The organism is Embleya sp. L77, assembly GCF_055557415.1.
Window position 1 is genome coordinate 3,224,225 of the sequence record NZ_CM145709.1, and the last position, 21,830, is coordinate 3,246,054.

The 21,830-nt window shown below is 70.4% G+C and carries 20 protein-coding genes and 1 pseudogene; 14 read left to right on the top strand and 7 right to left on the bottom strand.

Annotated features, from left to right (window positions below):
• Nucleotides 1–99 precede the first annotated feature (99 nt).
• From edd to eda, 3 genes are read left to right on the top strand one after another with little or no spacing between them, the layout of a single operon-like run.
• Nucleotides 100–1,989, top strand: coding sequence for a phosphogluconate dehydratase (gene edd, locus ACZOOI_RS13720; protein ID WP_465280919.1), 1,890 nt, complete (start codon nucleotides 100–102; stop codon nucleotides 1,987–1,989).
• Nucleotides 1,986–3,005 carry a glucokinase gene (gene glk, locus ACZOOI_RS13725; protein WP_465280920.1) on the top strand — a complete coding sequence of 340 codons (1,020 nt, stop codon included), beginning with the start codon at nucleotides 1,986–1,988 and terminating at the stop codon, nucleotides 3,003–3,005. Before edd ends, glk begins: the two co-directional genes overlap by 4 nt.
• Entirely contained in the window at nucleotides 3,002–3,622 is a 621-nt protein-coding gene (gene eda, locus ACZOOI_RS13730; protein ID WP_465280921.1) for a bifunctional 4-hydroxy-2-oxoglutarate aldolase/2-dehydro-3-deoxy-phosphogluconate aldolase, read from the top strand. The genes glk and eda overlap by 4 nt, the downstream gene beginning before the upstream one ends.
• A 578-nt stretch (nucleotides 3,623–4,200) precedes the next feature.
• On the opposite strand, the gene ACZOOI_RS13735 is transcribed toward eda, so the two are convergent.
• Nucleotides 4,201–4,590 carry a hypothetical protein gene (locus tag ACZOOI_RS13735; RefSeq protein ID WP_465280922.1) on the bottom strand — a complete coding sequence of 130 codons (390 nt, stop codon included), beginning with the start codon at nucleotides 4,588–4,590 and terminating at the stop codon, nucleotides 4,201–4,203.
• Nucleotides 4,591–4,807: 217 nt separating this feature from the next.
• Complete coding sequence (locus ACZOOI_RS13740) at nucleotides 4,808–5,098, bottom strand: hypothetical protein (RefSeq protein WP_465280923.1); 291 nt, start codon at nucleotides 5,096–5,098, stop codon at nucleotides 4,808–4,810.
• Nucleotides 5,099–5,536: 438 nt separating this feature from the next.
• Between ACZOOI_RS13740 and ACZOOI_RS13745 the strand changes: the two genes are divergently transcribed.
• On the top strand, nucleotides 5,537–6,394 hold the full coding sequence (locus ACZOOI_RS13745) for a helix-turn-helix domain-containing protein (protein ID WP_465280924.1): 858 nt from the start codon (nucleotides 5,537–5,539) through the stop codon (nucleotides 6,392–6,394).
• Nucleotides 6,391–6,582 carry a DUF397 domain-containing protein gene (locus ACZOOI_RS13750; protein WP_465280925.1) on the top strand — a complete coding sequence of 64 codons (192 nt, stop codon included), beginning with the start codon at nucleotides 6,391–6,393 and terminating at the stop codon, nucleotides 6,580–6,582. The genes ACZOOI_RS13745 and ACZOOI_RS13750 overlap by 4 nt, the downstream gene beginning before the upstream one ends.
• Before the next feature lie 138 nt (nucleotides 6,583–6,720).
• Here ACZOOI_RS13750 and ACZOOI_RS13755 read toward each other — a convergent pair whose 3' ends face one another.
• Complete coding sequence (locus ACZOOI_RS13755) at nucleotides 6,721–8,547, bottom strand: acyl-CoA dehydrogenase (protein ID WP_465280926.1); 1,827 nt, start codon at nucleotides 8,545–8,547, stop codon at nucleotides 6,721–6,723.
• 250 nt (nucleotides 8,548–8,797) lie between these two features.
• Between ACZOOI_RS13755 and ACZOOI_RS13760 the strand changes: the two genes are divergently transcribed.
• Nucleotides 8,798–9,196 (top strand): SseB family protein, encoded by a 399-nt coding sequence (locus tag ACZOOI_RS13760; RefSeq protein ID WP_465280927.1) that lies wholly within the window; start codon nucleotides 8,798–8,800, stop codon nucleotides 9,194–9,196.
• Between the two features lie 322 nt (nucleotides 9,197–9,518).
• Here the strand turns inward: ACZOOI_RS13760 and ACZOOI_RS13765 are convergent, their stop codons facing one another.
• Nucleotides 9,519–11,219: an N-acyl-D-amino-acid deacylase family protein gene (locus ACZOOI_RS13765; protein ID WP_465280928.1), complete on the bottom strand. Its 1,701-nt coding sequence runs from the start codon at nucleotides 11,217–11,219 to the stop codon at nucleotides 9,519–9,521.
• Between the two features lie 269 nt (nucleotides 11,220–11,488).
• Entirely contained in the window at nucleotides 11,489–12,112 is a 624-nt protein-coding gene (locus ACZOOI_RS13770) for a TetR/AcrR family transcriptional regulator (RefSeq protein ID WP_465280929.1), read from the bottom strand.
• 254 nt (nucleotides 12,113–12,366) lie between these two features.
• On the opposite strand from ACZOOI_RS13770, the gene ACZOOI_RS13775 reads away from it, so the two are divergent.
• The 4 genes from ACZOOI_RS13775 to ACZOOI_RS13790 all read left to right on the top strand — a co-directional run bounded on the left by ACZOOI_RS13775 (nucleotide 12,367) and on the right by ACZOOI_RS13790 (nucleotide 16,385).
• Nucleotides 12,367–13,428, top strand: a complete 1,062-nt coding sequence (locus ACZOOI_RS13775) for a PP2C family protein-serine/threonine phosphatase (RefSeq protein WP_465280930.1) — start codon at nucleotides 12,367–12,369, stop codon at nucleotides 13,426–13,428.
• 149 nt (nucleotides 13,429–13,577) lie between these two features.
• Entirely contained in the window at nucleotides 13,578–14,369 is a 792-nt protein-coding gene (locus tag ACZOOI_RS13780; RefSeq protein WP_465280931.1) for a maleylpyruvate isomerase family mycothiol-dependent enzyme, read from the top strand.
• Nucleotides 14,370–14,676: 307 nt separating this feature from the next.
• A complete protein-coding gene (locus ACZOOI_RS13785; protein WP_465280932.1) occupies nucleotides 14,677–15,963 on the top strand; it encodes a M18 family aminopeptidase in 1,287 nt (428 codons plus the stop codon).
• A 131-nt stretch (nucleotides 15,964–16,094) separates the two neighbouring features.
• Nucleotides 16,095–16,385, top strand: coding sequence for a hypothetical protein (locus ACZOOI_RS13790; RefSeq protein WP_465280933.1), 291 nt, complete (start codon nucleotides 16,095–16,097; stop codon nucleotides 16,383–16,385).
• Nucleotides 16,386–16,569: 184 nt separating this feature from the next.
• On the opposite strand, the pseudogene ACZOOI_RS13795 reads toward ACZOOI_RS13790, so the two are convergent.
• Nucleotides 16,570–18,018: pseudogene (locus ACZOOI_RS13795) on the bottom strand (thioredoxin-like domain-containing protein); the annotation flags it as partial.
• A 159-nt stretch (nucleotides 18,019–18,177) separates the two neighbouring features.
• Between ACZOOI_RS13795 and ACZOOI_RS13800 the strand changes: the two are divergent.
• From ACZOOI_RS13800 to ACZOOI_RS13810, 3 genes are all read left to right on the top strand, one after another.
• Nucleotides 18,178–18,726: an LURP-one-related/scramblase family protein gene (locus ACZOOI_RS13800; RefSeq protein WP_465280934.1), complete on the top strand. Its 549-nt coding sequence runs from the start codon at nucleotides 18,178–18,180 to the stop codon at nucleotides 18,724–18,726.
• A gap of 85 nt (nucleotides 18,727–18,811) precedes the next feature.
• A complete protein-coding gene (locus tag ACZOOI_RS13805; protein WP_465280935.1) occupies nucleotides 18,812–19,378 on the top strand; it encodes a SigE family RNA polymerase sigma factor in 567 nt (188 codons plus the stop codon).
• An 11-nt stretch (nucleotides 19,379–19,389) separates the two neighbouring features.
• On the top strand, nucleotides 19,390–20,061 hold the full coding sequence (locus ACZOOI_RS13810) for a hypothetical protein (protein WP_465280936.1): 672 nt from the start codon (nucleotides 19,390–19,392) through the stop codon (nucleotides 20,059–20,061).
• A 15-nt stretch (nucleotides 20,062–20,076) separates the two neighbouring features.
• Here ACZOOI_RS13810 and ACZOOI_RS13815 read toward each other — a convergent pair whose 3' ends face one another.
• On the bottom strand, nucleotides 20,077–20,850 hold the full coding sequence (locus tag ACZOOI_RS13815) for a carbon-nitrogen family hydrolase (protein WP_465280937.1): 774 nt from the start codon (nucleotides 20,848–20,850) through the stop codon (nucleotides 20,077–20,079).
• 149 nt (nucleotides 20,851–20,999) lie between these two features.
• Between ACZOOI_RS13815 and ACZOOI_RS13820 the strand changes: the two genes are divergently transcribed.
• Complete coding sequence (locus tag ACZOOI_RS13820) at nucleotides 21,000–21,812, top strand: maleylpyruvate isomerase family mycothiol-dependent enzyme (protein ID WP_465280938.1); 813 nt, start codon at nucleotides 21,000–21,002, stop codon at nucleotides 21,810–21,812.
• Nucleotides 21,813–21,830 lie beyond the last annotated feature (18 nt).

Sequence of the window (21,830 nt, forward strand, 5' to 3'; positions counted from 1 at the left end):
ACCCGAGCGTCACTCTTTTGCTTGCCAAGAGGCAAAAGTACCCCTAGTTTGGTACCCGAACCGGCAGAGCAGGCCGCTGACAGCAGGGGCACGAAGATCGTGAGCGAGCAGAGGATCCACCCGACGGTGGCCGCAGTGACGGAGCGCATCGCGCGCCGCAGTGCCGCCACGCGTACGGCCTACCTGGAGCGGATCCGGGCGGCGGCCTCCGAGGCTCCCGCACGCGGTCAGCTCGGTTGCGCCAACTTCGCCCACGGCTTCGCCGCCTGCTCGCCCGGCGAGAAGCTCGCTCTGCGCGGCACCGGCCCCCAGGGCCCGGTCAAGCCGAACGTCGCGATCGTCTCCTCCTACAACGACATGCTCTCCGCGCACCAGCCGCTGCGCACCTACCCCGAGCAGCTCAAGGCCGCGGTCGCCGAGGCCGGCGGCGTGGCCCAGTTCGCCGGCGGCGTGCCCGCCATGTGCGACGGGATCACCCAGGGCCGCGCGGGCATGGAGCTCTCCCTGTTCAGCCGCGACGTGGTCGCGATGGCGGCGGCCGTGGCGCTGGCCCACGACATGTTCGACGGCGCGCTCATGCTCGGCGTGTGCGACAAGATCGTCCCCGGCCTGGTGATCGGTGCCCTGTCCTTCGGGCACCTGCCGACCATCTTCGTGCCGGCCGGCCCGATGTCCTCTGGTCTGCCCAACAAGGAGAAGGCCCGGGTCCGGCAGCGCTTCGCCGAGGGCAAGGTCTCCCGCGAGGAACTGCTCGACGCCGAAGCGGGCGCGTACCACGGCATCGGGACCTGCACCTTCTACGGCACCGCGAACACGAACCAGCTGGTCATGGAGGTGCTCGGGCTGCACCTGCCGGGCGCCAGCTTCGTGCACCCGGACCAGCCGCTGCGCAAGGCGCTGACCGACGAGGCGGGCCGCCGGGTCGCGGCCACCACGTCGCTCGGCGACCCGACGTCGCTGGTCCGCGAGTACACGCCGATCGGCGAGGTGCTCGACGAGAAGGCCTGGGTCAACGCGGTCGTCGCGCTCTTGGCCACCGGCGGCTCGACCAACCACACGCTGCACTTGGTCGCGATGGCCGCCGCCGCCGGGATCACGCTCACCTGGGACGACTTCGCCGAGCTGTCCACCGCGGTCCCGCTGCTGACCCGGATGTATCCGAACGGTCCGGCGGACATCAACCACTTCCACGCCGCGGGCGGCACCGCGTTCCTGATCGGCACGCTGCTCGACGGCGGGCTGCTCAACGAGGACGTGCGCACGGTCGCCGGCGACGGGCTGAACCGCTACCGGCGCGAGCCGCAGCTCACCGAGGACGGCTCGATCGTCTGGGTGGACGGCCCGACCGAGAGCCTGGACCTGGACGTGCTGCGACCGTACGACAAGCCGTTCGCGCCCGACGGCGGGCTGCGGATGTTGCACGGCGACCTCGGTCGCGCGGTGATCAAGGTGTCCGCGGTCGACCCGTCGCACCACGTGGTGACCGCGCCGGCGCGCGTGTTCGACGGACAGGCCGAGTTCCTGGCCGCGTTCGAGAACAACGAGCTGGACCACGACCTCGTCGCGGTGCTGCGCTACCAGGGCCCGCGGGCGAACGGCATGCCCGAGCTGCACAAGCTGATCCCCGCGCTCGGCGTGCTCCAGGACCGGGGCCACCACGTGGCGCTGGTCACCGACGGTCGGCTCTCCGGCGCCTCCGGCAAGATCCCCGCCGCGATCCACTGCACGCCCGAGGCGGCGGCCGGCGGCCCGATCGCCAAGGTCCGCGACGGCGACATCGTGACCGTGGACGCGGTCGCGGGCACGCTGACCACGCAGGCCGATCTGACCGGGCGCCAGGTCACCGGCGCGGCCCCGACCGACGCCGAGTGGATCGGCACGGGACGCGAACTGTTCACCGCACTGCGCGCCGGAGTCGGCCCGGCCGACCTGGGCGCCGGTGTGTTCGGCGCGGTCGCGACCGTGGCTTTCGACGGAGCGAGCGCATGAACCCGACCGTGGCACAGCCGACCCCCGACCGCCCGTGGCTGGTCGCCGACATCGGCGGCACCAACGCGCGCTTCGCCGTGGTCACCGAGCCGGGTGGACAGCCCGAACGGGTGCTCGGGCTGCGCAGCGAGGACCACGCGGACCTGGCCGCCGCAATCGAGGACTACCTGGACCGTTCCGGCACGGCCCGACCGGGCGCGATCTGCGCGGCGGTCGCCGGCCCCGTGCACGGCGACCGGTTCCGACTGACCAACGGCGCCTGGGTGTTGTCCATCGCGGAGACCCGGGTCAAGCTGGGCGTCCCGGACCTGCACCTGATCAACGACTTCGAGGCGCTGGCGCTGTCGCTGCCGCACCTCGCGGGCGACGACCTGATCGTGGTCGGCGACCGCCTGCCCGACCCGACGCTGCCGATGGCCGTGCTCGGCCCCGGCACCGGACTCGGCGTGGCCGGCTTGGTGCCGATCCCGGGCGGCGGCTGGGTGCCGCTGCCGGGTGAGGGCGGCCACGTGCTGCTGCGCCCGGCACACGGCCCGGACGCCGCGGCCCTGGAGGTGCTGCGCGACGAGCGCGGCGGCCTGGGCACGGTGACCGCCGAGCACGTGCTCTCCGGCCCCGGGCTGTGCCGCCTGCACCGCTGCACGGCAGCGGTACAGGGGGTCCCGGCCGAGGCGCTCAGCCCGGCGGACATCTCCGCCCGCGCGCTGGACGGCTCGGACGAGGTGTGCGTCGCGACGGTGGAGACGTTCTGCCGACTGCTCGGCACGTTCGCCGGTGGGGTGGCCCTGACGATGGGCGCTCGCGGTGGCGTCTTCCTGGCCGGCGGCATTCTGCCCCGGATCACGGAGATGTTGCTCAAGAGCGAGTTCCGGATGGGCTTCGAGACCAACCCGACGATGGCGCCGTACCTGCACCGCATCTCCACCGCACTCGTGGTGGCCCCGCATCCGGCCCTGCGCGGCGCGTCCGCGTGGTTGGACGCGCGCAGCACTCGACTCGTGGAGGTGGCGGCGTGAGCACGTCCGCTCTGGACCTGGCCCCGGTGATCCCGGTGGTGATCGTGGACGACGTGGAGTCGGCCGTACCGCTGGCGCGTGCGCTGGTGGCGGGCGGACTGCCGGCCGTCGAGGTCACCCTGCGGACGCCGGCGGCGCTCGGCGCGATCGAGCGGATCGCGGCGGAGGTCGAGGGTGCGTTCGTGGGCGCCGGTACGGTCCTGACGCCGGATCAGGCGAAGGCGGCGGCCGACGCCGGCGCGCGTTTCCTGGTCACGCCGGGCTGCACCGAGACGCTGTATGGCGCGCTGGTGGACACCGGGCTGTCCTTCCTGCCCGGGACGTCGACGGTGTCCGAGGTGCTGCGGCTGCGCGAACTCGGGGTGCGGGAGATGAAGTTCTTCCCGGCCGAGGCCTCGGGCGGTGCGCCGTACCTGAAGTCGCTGGCCTCGCCGGTGCCGGATGTGCGGTTCTGCCCGACGGGCGGAATCACCCCGGCTTCGGCCCCGACCTACCTGGCGCTGCCGAATGTGGCGTGCGTCGGTGGGTCCTGGATGCTTCCCGCGGACGCGGTCGCCTCGCGCGACTGGGCGCGGGTGGAAAAGCTCGCTCGCGAAGCCTCGGGGCTACGCGGGTAATGGATCGTCCCCTGGCGCGCTCTGCCCTGAGGTGCGCCAGGGGCACGGACCGCGGATGGTGGGCCGTATGAGGGTTCGGCCCACGAACGAGCAGGTCGTATGAGGGTTCGACCTGCGGAGACCGCGAATAGGGACCCGCTCTTCGGCGAGGAGAGCGGGTCTCTTCTTTTTTTGGGCGCCTTCGGCGCCGGCTCGCGAGGCACCACTTTTCCGCTCCCCCGCTGCGCTCCTCCGCGGAAAAGCGGCCCCTCGCTCGGGGCCGTGTGCCCCTCCGCTTCGCTCCGGGTCACCCGGCCCACACTTGCGGCTCCGCCGCTCTCCGCGCTTCGCGCGTCGATCACTTGGGTGGGCCGATTTCGGGGGCGCTGACGCGCCTGGGGTGGGCGCGTCGGTGACCGTGGGCGGCCCGAGTCGTGGAGTGCCGAGGTGCCTTGGGGAGGGGTGACGGCGGTGAGCCAGGGCGGGGGCGGGCCGCCAGCGTGAACGGGGATCGGGCAGGCGGCACTCGTGAAGTGCCGCTGCCGGCTGGGGGCGGACTGTGTGTCTCGGGGCGCAGCGGTGTTGAGGCGGGCCCGGAATCATGCCATCACTCCCGCCGCGCGTGCTGCCACGGTCCAGTCATGGGTGGGTCGCGCAGCGGCGTGGGTGAGTGCGGCTCGCCGTTCGGCCTGTTGCCGGCCTTCGCTTGCCTTGGCTTCGACGCGCTGCCGGCGCCGTGCGGTGAGTTCTTCGGGCGTCATCAGGTAGGGCGGGACGACGGTTGCCGAATCCTGCATCGGCGGGGCGTCGGCGGCGGGGGCGGGCGGGGTGAAGTCGCGCCATTGGGGGTGGGTTTGGGGCTGCGGGTTGGCGGGGCGGCTCGGTCGGGGGCGCTGCGGTTCGGCGGGCCGGGCGTGCCTCCCGGGCGGCGTCGACGGGGCGAGCAATTGGTGGAGCCATCCGAAAATGGCAGCGATAAAGTGGGTCACGTCGTCAGCTCCTTCAAGCTGTCGGCCGATCCCGGGACCGTTCCAGCGGTCGCCGGGGCTTCTTCATGTGTGGGTCACCGCCAAGCCGTCACCGTGCGAGTAGCGAGGTCCACCGTTCGGCCTGGTCGGGCAGGTTCCGCGCGTTCGCTTCCGCCGTTGCGCCGGTGACGAATGCTCGAATACCCGCGTTGCATGTCGCGCGCCATGTCGGGAACTGTCAGCGCGGCGGCTTGACCCGATACAGCTCGGAGCCCTTCAGCAGGTACGGCGTGCCACCGGGTGGAAGCACCATGACAACCTGGTCGTTGTCGAGCCCGGTGCAGTCCTCGGCTCGTTCGACCCGCCCGGCGGGGTACATGTCGTGGCCGAGCCCCGGACGCGGGGCGACCCATTCGCCGAGGACGTAGCGCAGGGGCAAGAGGGGTTCACGCGGGGGCAGTTCACGAGCGGTGACGATCGGAACGGCTTCCCCGTCCGCACCGACGACGAAGCCCGCTTCGCGGCTCACGGCAAACGCTCACGAGGAGCGCGCCGAACAACCAGGCGGGGATACCGGGCACGGAGACGGAGGATGATCCACCTCCGAATGGCGTACTGGTCCGGGCTCAACGTCCGCACCACATTGGGCGGATGCATCGAGCGCGTCATGCCACTCCCTTCGAGACCAGGCACCCCGGCGCCGGGACCACGCGCGATCGAGACCGACGCCGGGGCGGTTCAGAGCGCGACGAAATGGCCGCAAGTCAGGACACGGCAATTCCAAAGATCACCAGCGTGTACCGGTGTCATCGCAATACGTAGCGTGCATCCGCAAGCCCACTAGGTGCAAGTCCCTCACCTTGTAAGGCAGCACAGGCTAGGTTCCCCCTCGTTGGCGGGTGCACCTGGCGGCAGGCAGACTGACCGGTGCCGCGCCCACCGGGGGCACGCAGAAGAAGGGGGAGGGGTGGCGGTCAACAAGAACCCGACCGTGCGACAGCGGAGACTTGCCCGAACGCTGAAGCAGTACCGCGCGGCCGCCGGTATGACGCTGTTGCAAGCGGCGGAAATTCTGGCGTGCTCCGACGCCAAGGTGAGCCGGATCGAGAGCGCGCAATCCGGTGTGCGACTTGTTGATCTCCGGTTGCTGCTGGACGCGTACAACGTGCAGGACCCGGCACAGCGTGCCCACTTGGAGGACTTGGCGCGCAACGGGCGTAGGCGTGGATGGTGGGATCAATATGAACTAACGCGTACACACGCGGAGTACATCGCTTTGGAATCCGACGCGTCCGATCAGTACAGCGTCGAAACGATACTGATTCCGGGACTTCTGCAAACCGAGGACTACACCCGAGCCGTGGTGGAGATCCAGCGACCCGATGCTGCACCGCATCGAATCGAACTACTGACGAAGGTCCGCCAGGAACGTGTATCGGTCCTGACTCGCCCTGACCCGCTCAGAGTATGGTCCGTGATCTCCGAATCGGCCTTGCGTCACATTGTCGGCAGTGCCGCGGTCATGCGTGCGCAGTTGGAACACCTCGCTGACATGGCGCGCAGGCCCAACGTACACGTGCAGGTTCTGCGCGAGGATTCCAGCATGCACGCTGCGGTGATCGGGTCGTTCCAGATGTTGCGCTTCCTGGATCCACCCGAAACGGATGTGGCCTACGTGGACAGCCTGAGCGGCACGCTGTATATCGAGGATCCATCGGAAGTCGCCATCTACGAGGAACAGTTCCGCACGATCTCGGCTGCGGCGGCTTCTTACGTCGAGTCCATGCAGATAATCAAGCATCACGCAGAGATGAGTACGAAATGAACTCCGACCTTCGTTCCTTGCAGTGGCGTACATCGTCCTACAGCGCCACCAACGCAGAGTGCGTCGAGGTTGCGCCGTTCAATCTCGCCGTGACTGCCGTCCGCGACAGCAAGGATCCCGACCGGGGTCACATCACTGTGCCGCCCGGTTCCTGGAAGGCGCTCTTGGACGTCACACGGAACAGCTAGACCCCGGACGCCTCGGCACCTTGGCCACGGGCGGCGAAACCCCGGGGGTGGACCTGTCCTCCGCGAACGCGGCGAGGCGCCGTCTCTCGTCGGGGGCGAGAGGCGGCGCCTCGTGGGGTCCGGTGGGGCGGGGGCCGGTTAGAAGGCCGCCTCCGGGAGGTCCATGATCGTGTTGTCGATCTGCTCGACCATCAGGCGCTGCGGGGTCAGCAGCGGCAGGATCTCGCGGGCGAAGTGCTTCGCCGCGGCCACCTTGCCCCGGTAGAACGCCTCGTCCCGACCGGGCGTGCCGGCCAGCTTCGTGAGCGCCACGGCGGCCTGGCGCAGCAGCAGCCAGGAGACCACCAGGTCGCCGGCGGCGATCAGGAGCCGGGTGGTGTTCTGGCCGACCTTGTAGATCGAGTCGATCTCCTGCTCGGACGCCATCAGTTGGTTGATCATCGCCGCGACCATGCCCTGGACGTCCTCGGCGGCGGTCGCGAGCAGCTTGACCTCGGCGGCCAGTTCGCCCTCGGTGTGCGCGGCGATGAACTCCTGGATCTCGCCCGCCACCACGGTCAGCGCCTTGCCCTGGTCGCGGACGATCTTCCGGAAGAAGAAGTCCTGACCCTGGATCGCGGTGGTGCCCTCGTAGAGGGTGTCGATCTTGGCGTCCCGGATGTACTGCTCGATCGGGTATTCCTGGAGGAAGCCCGAGCCGCCGAAGGTCTGCAGCGACTGCGCGAGCTGCTCGTAGGACTTCTCCGAGCCGTAACCCTTGACGATCGGCAGGAGCAGGTCGTTGACCCGGTCCGCGGTCTCGTCGCTTTCGCCGGCGAGCGCGGCGCCCTCGATCCGGTCCTGCCACGAGGACGTGTACATCACGAGCGCGCGCATGCCCTCGACGTATGCCTTCTGGGTGAGCAGCGAGCGGCGCACGTCGGGGTGGTGGGTGATGGTCACGCGCGGCGCGGCCTTGTTCGTCATCTGCGCGAGGTCGGCGCCCTGGTAGCGCTCCTTCGCGTACTCGAGCGCGTTGAGGTAGCCGGTGGACAGCGTCGCGATGGCCTTCGTGCCGACCATCATCCGCGCGTACTCGATGATCTTGAACATCTGCGCGATGCCGCTGTGCACCTCGCCGACCAGGGTGCCCACGGCCGGGATGCCGTGCTCGCCGAAGGTGAGCTCGCAGGTCGTGGAGACCTTGAGGCCCATCTTGTGCTCGACGTTGGTGACGAAGGCACCGTTGCGCTCGCCGAGTTCGCCGGTCTCCGGGTCGAAGTGGAACTTCGGGACCACGAACAACGACAGGCCCTTGGTGCCGGGCCCCGCACCCTCCGGGCGCGCGAGCACCAGGTGGATGATGTTCTCGGTCATGTCCTGGTCACCGGAGGTGATGAAGCGCTTGACGCCCTGGATGTGCCAGGTGCCGTCCTCCTGCCGAACCGCCTTGGTCCGACCCGCGCCCACGTCCGAGCCCGCGTCGGGCTCGGTCAGCACCATGGTGGAGCCCCACTGGCGGTCGACCATGAAGCCGGCGACCTTGCGCTGCTCCTCGGTACCGAGCGTGTGCAGCACCTGGGCGAAGTCGGGACCGGCCGCGTACATCCACAGCGCCGGGTTGGCGCCGAGCACCAGCTCGGCCACCGACCAGCGCAGCGAACGCGGGCAGTTGGTGCCGCCCATGCTCTCGGGGAGCGCGAGGCGCCACCACTCCGAGTCCATGTAGGCCTTGTACGACTTCTTGAACGCCTCGGGCAGCGTGGCCGAGTGCGTCGCGGGGTCGAACACTGGTGGGTTGCGGTCGCCCTCGGCGAACGAATCGGCAAGGTCGTTCACGGCGAGGCGCTCGACCTCGGCCAGGATCGACCTCGCGGTGTCGACGTCCATTTCCGCGAACGGACCCGTGCCATAGACCTGCTCGCGTCCGAAGACCTCGAACAGGTTGAACTCCAGGTCGCGGAGGTTCGACTTGTAGTGACCCATGACAGGCTCCGCCCGTGGTTGCGTCCTGTGGACTGCGCTGACTGAACTCTGAACCGATCGACCGAACCGATCCACCGAACCGATCGACCGAACTGAACCGAAGCCCAGTGTACTGGTCAGTAACATAATGATCGTACCCATGGGTAACTTTTTCAATGCCCACAAGGTTCCCATCGGGTTACCACCAGGTACATGTGACCGTCTCGGCAGAGGGCTCAAACCCGGGCTCTCGACCCGCTAGCCTCGTGGTGTGTACGGCTACGCAACGGAAGAACCCCAGGCCCGCGCGGAGGCGCCGGCGCTCACCGACGCCGTGCGCGCGTTCGCCACGGGCGTCATGAACGGCGAGGACTTCCAGTCCATCTTCATAGCGTCGAAGGTCTTCTGCCCGAGGGGTGAACGCCCGGGATTCCTGGCGTTGCACAACACCCCCGAGCCGGTGATCCCGATGTTCAGCTCGCTCGCCGAACTCAAGAAGTACGCAGGCGAGGAGTCGCGCCACTTCACCGTCACCGGGGCCGAGGTGCTCGACCTGCTGCCCAACGGCTACGGCTTCGTGCTCGACCTGGACGGCGAGCACCGGGTGATGTTCGACGCGAAGGCCATAGAGCAGATGATCGCCTTCGCGATGCGCCGGATGTACGGCTGAGCCGTCCGTCACATCGAGCGCCGGCCCGGTCGGGCCGTCGTTCGGCTGGACAGCGGCCGGCGAGGCCGCCGCGGTGACGGGAATCGCGCAGAGCGCAGGAGCGCACCCGCGCCCGCTTTCGGCGGGTGGGGTGCGCTCGTGGTCGGATTACGGTGTTGCCCGGATCAGGCCGGCCGATGGCCGTGGTTGGCTCTGTTCTTGCGACGGGACTTGCGCTTGCGGGTCTTCCTCGACATCGCGCCCCCTTGGTCGTCGTGCCGCATGCCTACCCAGGGTCGGCCCGTGCCCAAGCCCCGATCCGCGCGATTCGGCGGTGCCGGGTTCAGCGGGAGCGGCGGCCGTGGCGCAGGAGTTCGCCGCTGTGCACGCCGGTGGGTTGGTCGTTCTCGATGGTGACCCGGCCGTTGACCAGGATGTAGCGGTAGCCCTTGGCGTCGATCACGGTGCGGAGTTGGCCGGCGGGCAGGTCGTGGACGAATTCGGGTTCGCCGTACGCGAGTTCGTCGTAGTCGTAGACGATGATGTCGGCCGCGGCACCCTCGGCGAGCACGCCTCGGTCGGTGAAGCCCGCGCAGCGGGCGGGCAGGCCGGAGAGTCGCCAGTGGGCCTGTTCCAGCGAGGTCCAGGCGTGCTTGCGGACGTACTCGACCAGATACTCCGTGCCGTACATGCCCGCGCTCAGCGTCTTCAGGTGTGCGCCGCCGTCGGACAGACCGGGCAACAGGTACTCGTAGTCGACGAGTTCCTTCAGGCCCTCCAGGGTCGCGTTGAACTGACCGGTGTGCACCTGCGTGGTCAGCCCGTCCGCGACGGTCACGTCGCAGAGCACGTCCACCGGGTGCCGGTCCAGCCGGGCGCCGATCTCCTTGAACGACAGGCCCTCGTACTGCTTGTACTCGTCGGTGAAGGTGCGGTGCAGCTTCATGTCCGGGTACAGGTGGTAGAATAGCGGGTCGAATTCGCGCAGTTCGGCCCGCACCGCCGGGTCGTTCAGCATCGCGATCTTCTCCTCGACCGTCTCGGCCGCGAAGATGTCGGCCACCGGTGGCCGGGTGGACACGCCGCCGTACAGGAAGCTGAACGGCACCGGGACGTCGGTCGTCATCGCCTGGCCGTAGATCGGGATGCCGCGTTCCTGGCAGCGCCGCAGCCACTCGATCTTGCGCTTGTACAACCCGCCGCTGCGCGAGTTGGCGATCACCGCGTTCCAGATCAGCGGCCGGCCGCTGACCTCGACCAGGTGCTCGTACTCCTCCTCGGTGATCTGTGTCCCGGAGACCTGCATGAAGCCGCGGCCCTGTCGGCCCAGCGCCTCGGCCAGCGCGAGCCGGGTCCGTGGCCACATGATGTCGGTGGGCATCGGCGTGCCGTCGAAGTCGCCCTGCATCAGCCGGCCGTTCGGGTTGCCCGGTTCGCCCAGACACTGGGCCGACCAGCCGCACGCGCCGGCGTCCATCGCCTCCTCCAACAGACGGGCCAATTCGGCGTGTTCCGCGTCGGTGGGCTCGGCGCCGGCCTTCGCCCGCTCCAGGCCGAGCACCCAGATCAGCAGCGGATTCACCGGCACGTACGGCAGTACGTTGACCGCCTTGGGGGTGCGGTCGACGCTGTCCAGGTAGTCGGGGAAGGTGACCCAGTCCCACGGCATGCCCTCGCGCAGGGTCTCGGTGGGGATGTCCTCGACGGCCGTCATCGACAACATCGCGCGCTCGCGCATGTCCTCGCGCACCGGCGCGAAGCCGAAGCCGCAGTTCCCGGTGACCACCGAGGTCACCCCGTGCGGGCCGGACGTGGTCAGGTACGGGTCCCAGAAGACCTGGCCGTCGTAGTGGGTGTGCAGGTCGATGAAGCCGGGCGCGACGATCAGTCCGCTCGCGTCGATCACCCGGTCCGCGTCCGCCGCCGGGATCCGGCCGATCCGGCTGATCACGCCGTCGGTGATCGCGATGTCGCCCCGGAAACGCGGGTTTCCCGAACCGTCGACGACGATGCCGCCCTTGATGACCACGTCGTAGTTCGCCATGGCGTCCCTTCCTCGGCAGAGCCCTTGATTCAGTGAATTAATGAGTGTGTTTAATACGAGGCGTCGAAGGAGTCAAGGGCTTCCGGAGCGGGGTGTTCGGCGCGGAATCGGCGGGGCGCGGCCGGGGCGGGTGCGGGGGCCGGGAGCCGGCGGTGGCTGCGGCAAGGACAGCGGCAGCGGCAGCGGGGGCAGTCGGCGGCGGACGAGCGGCGGCGGACGGGCGGCGGCGTCGGCAGCGGGCGCGGCGGCCGGCTTGGCCCCCGGTCGGTTCAGTCGCCCGCGAGTGCGCCCGCGACGATCGAGGTCAGGTGGTCGTCGAAGGCATCCGGGCCGAGCAGGCCGGTGGGCACGATCGCGTCCGGGCGGGCCGGCCGGCTGTGCCGCGCGGCGCGGGCCGCACACAGCATGCCGACCATCTGGGTGACCAGGAAGGTGCGCGTCTGCAGCGCCGTCGGATGCAGGTCGGGCCGCGCCGCGGCGACCGCGTCCACCACGTCCTGTACGTCCTCGCCGCCCAGCAGCGGCGTCACCGGCGAGGTCGCATCGCGCAGCAGCTCGACCGAGATCTGGAGGTAGGCCCGGTCGGCGGGCGAACCGTTGAGCAACTCGGTGATCGGCAGCACGATCGCACGGGCGAAGCCGGACAGGTGCGGCTGCTCGCGGGCCTCGGCCAGCAGCGCCTGACGGCGTGCGTACACGATCGGGACGTGCTGTTCGACGATCGCGCGCAGCAGCCCCTCGCGACCGCCGAAGTGGTAGTGGATCGCGCCGGCGTTGCGCTGTCCCGCCGCGCGGGTGATGTCCTGCAACGGCACGTCGAGACCGTGCCGCGCGAACAAAAGCTCGGCGGCCTCGACGATACGGCGCCTGGTGGGGCCGGAGTCACGCGGCATGCGCGCAGCATATGGCCTGGGTGAGGACCGGGTTCCGACACGAATGGCGGTGCTGTCAAGTGCCTGTTTGGCCAGGTTTGGATACGTTTTGGACCTAATGGGACCTTCGCCCCTGTCCGAGTGCCACGGCGCACGTGACGATGGAGGGCAGTCGGTCGTCGGTCGTCCCCCCGCGCGTCAACGAAAGGTCCCGATTCATGCCTGCCATGGCCCTCCCCGCCGGCCGAGCCGTTCCGGTGGCAGCGGGTTTGTATGTGGCAGTGCTGCTGAGTCGGGTGTTCGCTCCGCCCTACCTGGACATGCACGCGGTGTTGATCGCCGTGCCGGCGGTCGTGGCGATGGCCTACCGACCGTGGATGACGGCGGTGGCCGGAGCCGTGGCGTTGATCACCCGACTGTTGTTGCGGCCGGAAATGTACAGCAGTGACTACGGTGAGTACAAGAACTCCACCGGCGTCTCGGCGGCGATCCTGATCGTCACCCTGTTCGGTTGCTGGGTCGGCTGGGAGCGGCGCCGCCAGGACGCCCGGCTGCACCGGGTGCAGTCGGTGGCGGAGGTGGCCCAGCGCGCGCTGCTGCGGCCGGTGCCGCGCACGATCGGCCGGTTCGGCTTCGCGGTGCGCTATCGGGCGGCGGCCGAGGAGGCGTCCATCGGCGGCGATCTGTACGAGGTGCTGGAGACGCCGTACGGGGTGCGGGTGCTGCTCGGCGACGTGCGCGGCAAGGGCTTGGAGGCGGTGGACATGGCGGCCCGGACGCTGGGCGCCTTCCGCGAGGCGGCCTACGACGCGCCGACCCTGGGCGAGGTCGGCATGCGGGTGGATCGCAGCCTGAATCGGCAACTCGGCAGCGAGGACTTCGTCACCGCGGTGATGGTGGAGCTGTGTCCGGGCGAGGGCACGATGCAGGTCCTGGCCTGCGGCCATCCGTCGCCGTTGCTGGTCCGCGGCGGCACGGTCGGCGAGGTGATCGCCGAGGCGGGACTGCCGCTGGGCATGGGCCTGCTGCCGGCGGCCACGGCGCGCTCGGTGGAGGAGGTCCGCATTCGGCCCGGGGACGTGCTGCTGCTGCACACGGACGGGGTGACCGAGGCCCGGAACACCTCCGGCACCTTCTACGCACTGGCCCATCACCTGACCGTCCACGCGCACAACGACGCCGCGGCGATGCTGGACGCGGTCGAGCAGGGCCTGCTCGCCCACGTGGGCGGCAAACTCGAGGACGACGCGGCCCTGCTCGCGGTGACCCTGACCGGCCCGCTGAAGAAGGTCGTCAAGCCGGCCCGAACGCCGGAGCCGGCCCGCCACCCGGCCTGACCCACCGGCCAGCCCGATCGCGGCGCGGCCGTCCGTGCACCCGCCCGCCTCCGCCGTGCCGCCGACTCGCCCGTCGGCGTGGGCGGTCCGACGCGCGCCTCGTGCCCAGGGACGCCCCACCTGTCCGGGCGCCGTTCTACCGTGACCGCATGACTTCCCTGAGCCACGACCGCCACTGCTCCGAGATCGTCGCCCAGATCGACCTGCTCCGCGCCACGATCGAGGGCGCGGACCTGACCGTCCCGGTTCCCTCCTGTCCCGGCTGGAACGTCGGCCAGTTGCTGCGGCACCTCGGCGGCGGCCAGCGCTGGGCCGAGGAGACGGTGCGGACCGGGGCGACGGGACCGCTCTCCGACGAACACTTCCGGGACCTGTCCGCCTACACCCACGAGGACCCCGCCGTCCTGGGCCCCTGGCTCGCCGAGGGTGCCGAACGCCTCGCCGACACCCTTCGCGCGGCCGGCCCCGACGCCGAGATCTGGACCCCCGTCACGGGCGGCACCACGGCCTTCTACGCCCGCCGCTTCACCCACGAGACGGTCGTCCACCGCGCCGACGCGACCCTGGCACTCGGCGCGAAGTTCACCCTCGATCACGAGGTGGCCGCCGACGCCCTCGACGAATGGATGGAACTGGGCTCCCTCCCCTTCCACTTCGAGGTCCACCCCCGGATGCGCGAACTCCTCGGCCCCGACCGCACCATCCACCTCCACGCCACCGACACCGCACCCGCGGCCGGCGCGGAATGGGTGGTCGACCTGACCGGCGAGCAGATCACCTGGCGGCGCGCGCACGAGAAGGCCGCGGTGGCCGTCCGCGGCCCGCTGGTCGACCTGCTGCTGGTCACCTACAAGCGACGCACCCCCGCCGAGGCCGACGTGGAGATCATCGGCGACGCCGAACTGCTGGACTTCTGGTTGAAACGAGTGAGCTTCGGCTGAACACACGTCCGGGCCGGCTCGGACCGGGTACCACCCGCCGCAACCGCGGCCACGGGGGCGAGGGTCGAGGTTCCAAGGCGGCGCCCCGGCCCCGCCCAGCCCCGGTGCGGGCGGTCGCCCGAGCGCACGGATCCGGGCGACGACGGGCCGGAGCGGCGGCGCCGATGCGGGGGTATTCGGGGCCGTTCCCCACCCCTTTCGGCTCGGGGTGTGGGGGCGGCCTCGGCGGTTCGGCGGGGCGTAGTCTCGTGGGCGGAGAGCCCCTGACGATCTTCGCGGCCGGCCGGCCGTGGCCCTTGGAGTATGTATGCCCTCGCCTCGCTTCGACCGGAGTCACACCGACGACCTGATCGAGTTCATCGGCGCCTGCCCCTCCCCCTACCACGCGGCGGCGAATGTGGCCGCGCGGCTGGAGGCGGCCGGCTTTCGGCGGCTGGTGGAGACGGCGGCGTGGGACGGCGGGGCGGGCGGGCGGTACGTGCTGCGTGGGGGCGCGATCGTGGCCTGGTACGTGCCTGAGGGCGCCGAGAGCACGCGCGGCTTCCGGATCCTGGGAGCACACACCGACTCGCCGACGCTGCGGGTGAAGCCGCGTCCGGACACCGGGGCGGCGGGGTGGCGGCAGGTGGCCGTCGAGGTGTACGGCGGGCCGCTGTTGAACTCCTGGCTCGACCGCGACCTCGGCCTGTCCGGCCGGGTCGTGCTGCGCGACGGCAGCGAGCACCTGGTGTTCGTGGACCGGCCGGTGCTGCGGGTGCCGCAGTTGGCCATCCACCTCGACCGCTCGGTCAACGAAGCGGGGCTACAGCTGGACAAGCAGCAGCACATGACCCCGATCTGGGGACTGGGCACGGTGGACGAGGGCGCGCTGATCCGGTTCGTCGCCGAGGAGACCGGCGTGGCCGCCGGCGACGTCACCGGGTGGGACCTGATGGTGCACGACGTGCAGAAGCCCGGCTACCTCGGCCGGGATCGCGAACTGGTCGCCTCGCCCCGGCTGGACAACCTGCTGTCCGTGCACGCGGGCCTGGCCGCGCTGCTCGCCGCCGCGCACGACAAGGTGACGCACATCCCGGTGTTCGGCGCGTTCGATCACGAGGAGACCGGCAGCGAGTCCACCACGGGCGCCGCCGGTCCGCTCCTGGAGACCGTGCTGACCCGGATCGTCAGCGCCCGCGGCGGGTCGCTGGAGGACCGCGCCCGCGCGTTCGCCGACTCGTTCCACCTCTCCAGCGACGTCGGCCACGCGGTGCACCCGAACTACGTCGGCCGGCACGAGCCGGGCCACCACCCGGTGCCCAACGGCGGCCCGATCCTGAAGGTCAACACCAACCAGCGCTACGCGACGGACGCCCGCGGCCGGGCCGTGTGGACCGCGGCGTGCGAACGCGCGGGGGTGCCGGCGCAGATCTTCGTCGGGATCAACTCGATCCCGTGCGGCTCCACGATCGGCCCGATCACCGCGACGCGCCTGGGCATCGAGACGGTGGACGTGGGCACCGCGTGCCTGTCCATGCACTCCGCCCGTGAACTGTGCGGCGCCGACGACCCGTTTCTGCTCGCCTCGGCCGCCGCCGCGTTCCTGGAGGGCTGAACGTCGCCGCGAATCCGTGGGCATGGGTTCCGGGACTCCGGGTAGGCGCGAGCCGACAGTCAATCGGGCGTCCGGTTGATCGGGCGCCGCGAAAACCCGCCGCACATCAGCGGATCGGAGTGAACGGACTCATGGGCATCGGAGCGGGCATCCTGTTGATCGCGGTGGGCGCGATCCTGACCTTCGCCACCGACTGGAGCGTGTCCGGCATCAACATCGACGTGGTCGGCGTCGTGCTGATGATCGCCGGAGTCGTGGGCATCGCACTGTTCCTGATGGTGTGGGGGCCGCGGCGCCGCGACGCCGTGCTGAACCCGCCGCCGGCCGGCTACGTGCAGCCGCCGCCCACGGGAGGTTACGTCGAGCCGCCCGTCGAAGAGATCGTCGAGGAGCGGCCGAGGCGCCGCTACTACCGACGCTGACAGACCATTTCGGCACCACCCCCTGACGACCGCGGCTCCGGAGTCCTCCCCCCTCCCACTCCGGAGCCGCGGTCGTTTCCGTTGCGGGTGGTCGCGGGCCATGCCCGGGCGGCCGGGCCCGGGAGCGAGGCAGGCCGGCGCACGGCATCGTCGCCGCCCGCGCGGTCTCAGGTGTTCAGGTGTGCGGCATGCGGAGTTTGCGGACCCGGTGGGCCGCGGACTCGACCACGGTCAGGTAGAGGTCCTCGTCCAGGTCGGCGACCACCGCCACGGCGGCCGGTTCGGCGAGGTCGCCCAGGACGGTGGACACGAACCCGTCCGAGGGGTCGTAGCGGCGCAGTGCGCCGTTGTAGGTGTCCGCGACCACGACCGAGCCGTCCGGCAGCGTGTCCACGCCCAAGGGGTGCTGGAACAACGCGTGTTCGGCCGGTCCGTCGCGCAGGCCGAAGTCGAACAACCCGCGGCCGACCACCGTCTCGATCCGGCCGTCCACCAGGCGGCGCAGCGCCGAACTCTCCGCGTCCACCACCCACAACGTGTGCCGATCCGGTGACACGGCCAGGCCGGACGGCTGGGCGAAGCAGGCGGTGTCGACCGGGCCGTCCTCCATGCCCTCGTCGGTGGTGCCGGCCAGCACCCCCATGCCCTCGCCGACCGGGTCGAACTCCCACAGCTGGTGTACACCCGCCATCGCCACGATGATCCGGCCGCCGAACCACGCGACGTCCCACGGGCTGGAGAGGTCGATCGTGCGGGCCGCGCCGTGGTCGTCCGCGCCGCGCCGGCGCGCTCGTCCGGTGCCCGCGACCGTGCGGATCGATCCGGTGGCCAACGAGACGCCCCGCAACGCGTGATTGGCGGTGTCCGCGACCACGACGTCGTACCGCACGTGTGCGGCCACCTCGGGCGGCAGCAGGGCCATCCCGTGCGGCTCGGCCAGCATCGCGTGCCGGGGCCCGCCGTCGAGCAGCCCGCGCCGCCCGGTGCCGATCCGGCGCAGCACCGTACGGCCGTCGTCGGAGAGTTCGGCCAGCGAATGGTGCCCGGTGTCCGCGACCAGCAGCGCGCCGGAGGGCAACCGCAGCAGCTGGCCCGGGAAGCGCAGGTCGGTGCGCGGCGCGTCGGGTCGCTCGAAGTCCTCCGTGACCCGGTGCAGCGTGCCCTTGCCCTCGTGCTCGACCACCAGGTCGGCGATCAGCGCCTCGATCTCGCTCGTGTGGCCCTCGCCGGACAGGTGCGCGACCACGTAGCCCTCGGGGTCGACGACCACCAGGGTCGGCCACGCGTGCACCGCGTACTGCTTCCACGTGCTCAGCTCGGGGTCGTCCAGGACCGGATGCCGCAACTCGTGTCGCTGCACCGCGCAGACCACCGTGCCGTGGTCCGCCTCGTGCTCGAACTTGGGCGAGTGCACGCCGATCACGGTCAGCACATCGCGGTGGCGCTCCTCGATCGGGCGCAGTTCGGCCAGCACGTGGTGGCAGTTCACGCACGCCGAGGTCCAGAAGTCCAGCAGCACGATCCGCCCGCGCAGCCCGGCCAGCGTCGGTCCGGGCCCGTCGGTGTTGATCCAGCCGCCGGAACCGGACAACTCGGGGGCCCGGATCCGGGCTCGGCGCGCGGTGCTGCTCATGATCCGAAGTGAACCATCCGGGTCGGCCGGCGACCCCCGGCCGGCGCGTGTACCGGCCGCACCCCACCCAACCGGGTGTATCCGCGCGCCGCACACACGTGCGCCCGCACGACTGAACGCCGGCATTTCGGGCAGTCTGCCCGACAAGGCGTAGTCATCGTGGAGGCAGCAGTGTTCGGGGACGAGTACGACGGAGCGCAGCTCTATCCGGGAGTCGCTCCCGGCCGCTATCTCGTGCGCGAGAAGATGTTCGCGATCGGCGACGACTTCTGGGTCACGACCGAATCCGGCGAGAAGGTCTATCTGGTCGACGGCAAGGCGCTGACGCTGCACGACCGGCTGGAGCTCAAGGACGCGGCCGGCACGGTGTTGGCCACCGTGAAGAAGAAGATCATGAGCATCCACCACTCGATGAAGATCGAGGACGCGACCGGCGAGACGGTCGCCACGGTGCGCAAGAAGATGTTCACGCCGCTGCACGAGGCATTCGAGGTCGATCTCGCGGTCGGCGTCGAACTCTCGGTGCGCGGCGACATGTTCAACCACGAGTACGGCATCACCGGGCCGAACGGGCCGGTCGCGCAGATCACCCGCAAGTGGCTGCGGGTGCGCGACACCTACGGCGTCGACATCGCACCCGGGTGGGATCATGCGCTGATCATCGCGATCGCGGTGTGCGTGGACCGGTTGAGCGAGGACGACGACTGAACGGCCGCCGATCCGTCGGCGATCGCCGCGGCGCGGCATAGAACGACCTCCTTCCACACGTCTGTTCGGGTGGAAGGGGGCACGGTTGAGATCCCATGGGGAAGACGAGTTCCGGGCCTTCGTCGAGAACCGCCGAACAGCCCTGGTGCGCACCGCGTACCTGCTGTGCGGCGATCGCGACGAGGCCGAGGACCTGGCCCAGGCCACGCTGACCAAGACGTACACGTCCTGGGCACGCGTGGCCGCAGTGCAGAATCCGGACGCCTACGTGCGCCGCATTCTGGTGAACACCAATCTGTCCCGGGTACGCCGCCGGCGGGTGACGCACTTTCTCACCGACCGGCTGCCGGACCGCGCCGGGCCCGATTCGACCGGCGTGCTGGCCGAACGCAGCGTGCTGATGGCCGCGTTGGCACGGTTGCCGGCGGGGCGGCGGGCTGCGGTGGTGCTGCGTTACTGGGAGGACCGGTCGGAGTCCGAGGTCGCGCAGATCCTCGGCTGCACGGTCGGTACGGTGCGCAGTCAGACGTTCCGGGGACTCGCCCAACTCCGCAAGGACCCTCAACTGGCCGATCTGATCCCACGTCAGACGGACACCCCCTCTACTTCGGACACGGAGGTGCGGCCATGGCCGACGACGGCACCGCACTGAGGGAGGCCTTCATGGCAGAGATCGAGGCGGCCGGTCTGACCGCGCCGACGGCGGACGCGGCGATCGAGCGAGCGCGCAAACGCCGATGGCGTGGGGCGACCGTGGCATCCGTCCTGGCGGGCGCGCTGGCGCTCGGCGGGGGCGGCGTGGTGATCGCCGACTCGGTACTGGACGGGGAGGGCAACTCCACGGACATCGTGCAAGTGACCGCGGGTACCCGACCGCCCGGGGCGAGCCCGGACATCATCGGTGCGGGCGTGCTGAACGGCAAGCCCTGGAAGTACCGGGCGTGGAGCGACGGCCCGGAGCGGACCTGCTTCCGCGACGTCGAGAAGGGAGACCGCCCGCCGAGCGAGCCCGACGCATGCAGCGTCATCCCGGGACGCACCGCCGCGGCCAAGGCCGCGGAGAAGGATCGCTTCCGCGGTGGCGGATCGCTGGGCAAGGTGGAGGGCAGCAAGGATTTGTACGCCGCGATCTTCACGGCCGAGGTGTCTCCCAATATCGATCATCTGGAGGTCACCTGGAGGGGCGCGGCGAAGCCGGTGATCATCCATCCCGTGCAGATCGACCCCACCACGCGCGTCTACGCGCTGGTGGTGGTGGCCCGCTCGGCCGTACCCGCCTACACCCTCACGGCGTTCGACGCCCAGGGTCGGGCGCGCAAGCAGTTCCAGCAGTAGGCCGGCCGAGCGCGCTCACAGAACCCGGTTCTGCAGGACCGGGAAGTCCTCGCGGGTCTTGGCCACCAGCGCCGGGTCGATCTCGGCGGTGAGCACGGTCTGTTCGGTGCCGGCCTCGGCGACGATCTCGCCCCACGGGTCGATCACCATGCTGTGCCCACCCATCGCCTCGCCGCCCTGAGTGCCGGTGGCGTTGCACGCGAGCACGAACATCTGGTTCTCGATCGCGCGGGCGCGGGACAACACCCGCCAGTGCTCGACCCGTCGCGCCGGCCACGCGGCGGGCAGCACCAGCACCTCCGCGCCCGCGTCCAGGATCCGCCGGAACAGTTCCGGGAAGCGCAGGTCGTAGCAGGTCGCCAGGCCCACCGCGGCCCACGGCATGCGCACCTGGGCAAGCTCGGTGCCGCGCGAGATCAGCGCGGCCTCGCCGCCGGTGAAGCCGAAGCGGTGGATCTTGCGGTAGGTGCCGCGCAGCGCGCCGTCCGGGTCGAAGACCAGCGAGGTGTTGTAGAGGTTTTGATCCGCACCGCGCTCGATGATGCTGCCGGCGTGCAGCCAGACCCCGGCGTCGCGAGCCGCGCGGGCCATGGTCTGGGCGACCGGTCCGCGTACGGTCTCGGCATCCGACTCCCAGCCGTCGTAGACCCAACCGGTGTGCAACCACAGCTCGGGCAGGACCACCAGGTGGTCGCCGCGCCGGCCGCGCACCAGGGCGGAGACCTCGGCCAGGCGCTCCCGGGCGGGCACTGCCGGGTCGACGTCGAGTTGTACGAGCGAAACGCGCACTTTCCCCTCACCTACACCGCTTGCTTCCCGCGAACGGGCTGACCGCAGGATCTTTTGCAGCGTAACGTGCCTGCCAGGATCCGGGACCACGTCAAAGCAACGGTCGCACCCCCCCACCCGACCGGTGACGCAGCGACAAGAGGTAGTTCGTGACCAACGACCTGAAAACGCACGCCGACGCCTGGGAGCACTCGATTCGCTCCCTCAAAGATCTGGTCTCCACCCTGACCGAGGGTCGGTGGAGCAGCGCGACCGAATGTCCGGGCTGGTCGGTCCGCGACATCGTGTCGCACGTGATCGGGATCGAGCTGGAACTGCTCGGCGATCCGCGGCCGATCCACACGCTGCCGCGTGATCTGCGACACGTGCACGACGAATTCAGCCGCTACACCGAGATACCCGTGGACGTGCGGCGCTGCCACACGTCGCCGGAGATGACCGGCGAATTGGAGTACGTGATCCTGCGTCGGCGCCGGATGCTCGACGAGAGCGATCGGGGGCCGGACGACGAGGTGCGCGGCATCATGGGCCGCAGCGTCCCGTACCGGTTCCTGCTCACCCAGCGGGTGTTCGACGTGTGGGTGCACGAACAGGACGTGCGGCGCGCGATCGGGGTGCCCGGCAACCTGGACTCGCCCGCCGCGCTGATCACCCGCGACTTCCTGCTCACCGGGCTGGCCCGGGTGGTGGCCAAGGACGCCAAGGCGCCCGCCGGTGCATCGGTGGTGTTCGACGTGAACGGGCCGGTGGAGTTCATGCGCACGGTCACCGTCGATGAGAACGGCCGGGGTCGGCTGGACGGGCGGGTTCCACTGGGCCCGCTCGTGCTGATCTCCACCGACTGGGAGACGTTCGTCCGGCTGATGTGCGGCCGGGTCGCCGCCACCCGGGCCGACGTCAAGGTCGAGGGCGACCCCGATCTCGCCCGGCGGATCCTGGACAACATGGCCGTCACGCCCTGACGCCGCCGACGGCGGGGC

Bases quoted from the DNA above. Each gene is read 5' to 3' on its own strand.
- ACZOOI_RS13780 (WP_465280931.1), top strand. From the start codon at position 13,578: ATGACTTCCCTGAGCCACGACCGCCACTGCTCCGAGATCGTCGCCCAG.
- ACZOOI_RS13750 (WP_465280925.1), top strand. From the start codon at position 6,391: ATGAACTCCGACCTTCGTTCCTTGCAGTGGCGTACATCGTCCTACAGC.
- ACZOOI_RS13785 (WP_465280932.1), top strand. From the start codon at position 14,677: ATGCCCTCGCCTCGCTTCGACCGGAGTCACACCGACGACCTGATCGAG.
- glk (WP_465280920.1), top strand. From the start codon at position 1,986: ATGAACCCGACCGTGGCACAGCCGACCCCCGACCGCCCGTGGCTGGTC.
- ACZOOI_RS13765 (WP_465280928.1), bottom strand. From the start codon at position 11,219: ATGGCGAACTACGACGTGGTCATCAAGGGCGGCATCGTCGTCGACGGT.
- ACZOOI_RS13810 (WP_465280936.1), top strand. From the start codon at position 19,390: ATGGCAGAGATCGAGGCGGCCGGTCTGACCGCGCCGACGGCGGACGCG.
- ACZOOI_RS13770 (WP_465280929.1), bottom strand. From the start codon at position 12,112: ATGCCGCGTGACTCCGGCCCCACCAGGCGCCGTATCGTCGAGGCCGCC.
- ACZOOI_RS13755 (WP_465280926.1), bottom strand. From the start codon at position 8,547: ATGGGTCACTACAAGTCGAACCTCCGCGACCTGGAGTTCAACCTGTTC.
- ACZOOI_RS13790 (WP_465280933.1), top strand. From the start codon at position 16,095: ATGGGCATCGGAGCGGGCATCCTGTTGATCGCGGTGGGCGCGATCCTG.